Source organism: Trueperaceae bacterium (assembly GCA_023954415.1).
GTDB lineage: Bacteria > Deinococcota > Deinococci > Deinococcales > Trueperaceae > JAAYYF01.
Genome location: JAMLIB010000028.1, coordinates 1 through 3,045 on the forward strand (window position 1 = coordinate 1; position 3,045 = coordinate 3,045).

At 71.0% G+C, this 3,045-nt stretch carries 4 protein-coding genes; all 4 read left to right on the plus strand.

Annotation, left to right across the window (positions count from 1 at the left end):
* Positions 1-1,029: heavy metal translocating P-type ATPase (locus M9914_14315; protein MCO5175350.1), on the plus strand; the 1,029-nt coding region annotated here is incomplete at its 5' end.
* Positions 1,030-1,063: 34 nt separating this feature from the next.
* Positions 1,064-1,471 (plus strand): hypothetical protein, encoded by a 408-nt coding sequence (locus tag M9914_14320; GenBank protein MCO5175351.1) that lies wholly within the window; start codon positions 1,064-1,066, stop codon positions 1,469-1,471.
* Positions 1,472-1,505: 34 nt separating this feature from the next.
* A complete protein-coding gene (locus M9914_14325) occupies positions 1,506-2,609 on the plus strand; it encodes a type II glyceraldehyde-3-phosphate dehydrogenase (protein ID MCO5175352.1) in 1,104 nt (367 codons plus the stop codon).
* The coding region (locus tag M9914_14330) for a hypothetical protein (protein ID MCO5175353.1) at positions 2,606-3,045 on the plus strand (440 nt) is incomplete at its 3' end. The genes M9914_14325 and M9914_14330, both read left to right, overlap by 4 nt.

Consider the following 3,045-nt stretch of genomic DNA (forward strand, 5'->3'; position numbering starts at 1 on the left):
CTGCAGACGCTGCAGGAGGCCAAGCAGGTCGCCCTCGACAAGACCGGCACCCTCACCAAGGGCAAGCCCGAGCTCACCGACCTCGTCACCCTGCCGGGCTTCGACCGGCTCGAGGTGCTGGCCCTGACCGCCAGCGTGGAGCAGGCGTCCGAGCACCCGGTCGCCCAGGCGATCGTGGACGCTGCCAAGGCGCAGGGCGCCCCCCTAAGCGCCGCCGACGCGTTCGAGGCGGTGCCGGGCTACGGCGTGGAGGGCAGCGTCGCCGGCCGCCTCGTGCAGGTGGGCGCCGACCGCTACATGCGCAGCCTGGGCGTCAACGTGACGGCGTTCGCCAACGAGGCCGGGCGCCTGGCCGACGAGGGCAAGACGCCCCTGTACGCCGCCGTCGACGGCCGGCTCGCCGCTGTCATCGCCGTCGCCGACCCCATCAAGGACTCCACCCCCGCCGCCATCGAGTCGCTGCACACGCTCGGCCTGCGCGTGGTGATGATCACCGGCGACAACGAACGCACCGCCCGCGCCATCGCCAAGCGCCTCGGCATCGACGAGGTGCTGGCCGAGGTCCTGCCCGACGGCAAAGTGGAGGCCGTGAAGGCACTTCAGGCGCAGGGCGGCAAGGTGGCGTTCGTGGGCGACGGCATCAACGACGCGCCCGCCCTGGCGCAGGCCGACGTCGGCCTGGCCATCGGCACCGGCACCGACATCGCCATCGAGTCCGCCGACGTGGTGCTCATGGCCGGCGACCTGCGCGGCATCACCAACGCCCTCGCCCTCTCGCGCAAGGCCATCACCAACATCAAGCAGAACCTCTTCTGGGCGTTCTTCTACAACACCGTGCTCATCCCCGTCGCCGCCGGCGTGCTCTACCCGGCCTTCGGCATCCTCAGCCCCATCCTGGCCGCCGCCGCCATGGGCCTCTCCAGCGTCTTCGTGCTCACCAACGCCCTGCGCCTGCGCAACTTCACGCCCCCCATCACCAGCGCCGCCCACCCGGGCGGCGCGCCGGCAGCGCGGCTGGCCGCCGCGTGACGGCATGACGAACCCAAGTCCCGAAGGAGACGCCATGCAGACCGTACCGCCCACCCTCGGCCAGCTCGTAGGCAGCTTCAAGGGCTCACGTGAGCTGGTCCGCGACCGCCACGCCTTCCTGCAGCGCAGCGCCGGCAAGCACGACCTCCCGAGCCTCGCCGGCCTGCCCATGCTGGGTGTGGGCGGGAGCTGCGGCAAGCCCGCCTTCCAGCTCCCCTACGTGGTGCGCTTCGACGACGCCAAGCTCCAGCGGCTCGAGCAGACCGCCGCGCGCTTCGGCATGTTCGTCGAGTACGGCGCCTACCCCCACCTCAAGCTCGAGGACGGCGGCCAGGAGATCGCCGCCGTGCAGGACTGGACCACGTTGACGCTCGTGTTCCTGCGCCCCTCCTACGACCGCAAGGAGGAGCTGCTGACGGCGATCAGCCAGGCGCTCGCCTGACGCCCCAGGGCGCGAGCCCGGAAAGGACGACACCATGACGACCCAGACCAGAACGCGCGTGGCGGTGAACGGCTACGGCGTGATCGGCAAGCGCATCGCCGACGCGGTGCGCCTGCAGCCCGACATGGAACTAGTGGGTGTCGCCGACGTGGTCGCCGACTACCGCGTTCAGACGGCCGCCCTCCAGGGCATCCCCGTCTACGCCTCCACGCCTGAAGCCGCGAAGGCCATGCGCGCCGCCGGCATCCCCGTGGAGGGCGAGCTGGCCGCGCTCCTGGAGCGCGTGGACGTGGTCGCCGACTGCACCCCCAAGGGCGTCGGCGCCAGCAACCTCGAGCTCTACCGGCGCGCGGGCGTGAAGGCGGCGCTGCAGGGCGGCGAGAAGCACGACGTGACGGGCCACTCCTTCGTGGCGCAAGCCAACTACGCCAGCGCCGTCGGCCGCGACTTCACCCGCGTCGTCTCCTGCAACACCACCAGCACCGTCCGCACCCTGGGCGCACTGCACGAAGCCGGCCTGCTCAAGAAGGCGCGCGGGGTGCTGGTGCGCCGCGCCACCGACCCGTGGGAGTCGGACCACTCCGGCATCATGAACACCGTCGTGCCCGAACGCGTCATCCCCAGCCACCAGGGGCCCGACGCGCGCACCGTCATGCCCGAGCTCGACGTGGTCACCATCGCCGCCAAGGCGGCGCACACCCAGGGCCACGGCCACTTCTGGATCGTGGAACTCACCCGCGAAGCGACCACGGACGAGGTGCTCGACGCCTTCAGGGCCGCGCCGCGCATCGCCCTCATGCACATGGGCGACGGCATCGTCGCGCTCAACAGCACCATCGAGCTGATGCGCGACCTCCACCGCCCGCGCGGCGACATGTGGGAGGTCGCCCTCTGGGAGGACGTCCTCACCGTCGGGGGAAACGAGCTTTACTACAGCTATCAGGTCGACAACCAGGCCATCGTGGTGCCCGAAACCATCGACGCCCTGCGCGCCCTCACCGCCACCGCTGACGCCGACGAGTCGATGCGCCTAACCGACGAGACCCTCGGCCTCACCGACGACTTCCTCAGGCCGCAAGCGCGCCCGCTCGCGCCCGCCGCCCTCACGCCAGACATCGCCCGCGAGGAGGCCAAGTGAACGACCACGATCACCACGACCACCACGGCTCGGCCACGAGCACCGAAGACCCTTGGACCGAGGCGATAGAGAGCGAGCCGCACGTCCGCCACGCTGAGCACGACGCCCAGCTCGCCCACAGTCATCACGCTGGCCACGGCGACCACGCCGTGCACGACGCTCACGGCGCGCACGCCGGCCACGGCGGGCACGACAAGCACGCCGGCCACTCGCCGGAGATGTTCCGCGACCGCTTCTGGGTCGCGCTCGTGCTGACGCTGCCCATCCTCTACTTCAGCGAGCAGTTCCAGGCCTGGTTCGGCTACCAGGCGGTAAGCTTCCCCGGCTCCGAGTGGGTCAACCCCGTGCTCGGCACCGTGCTGTACCTCTACGGCGGGCTCGTCTTCCTGCAGGGCGCCCGCCACGAGCTCGCCGCCAAGCAACCCGGCATGATGAC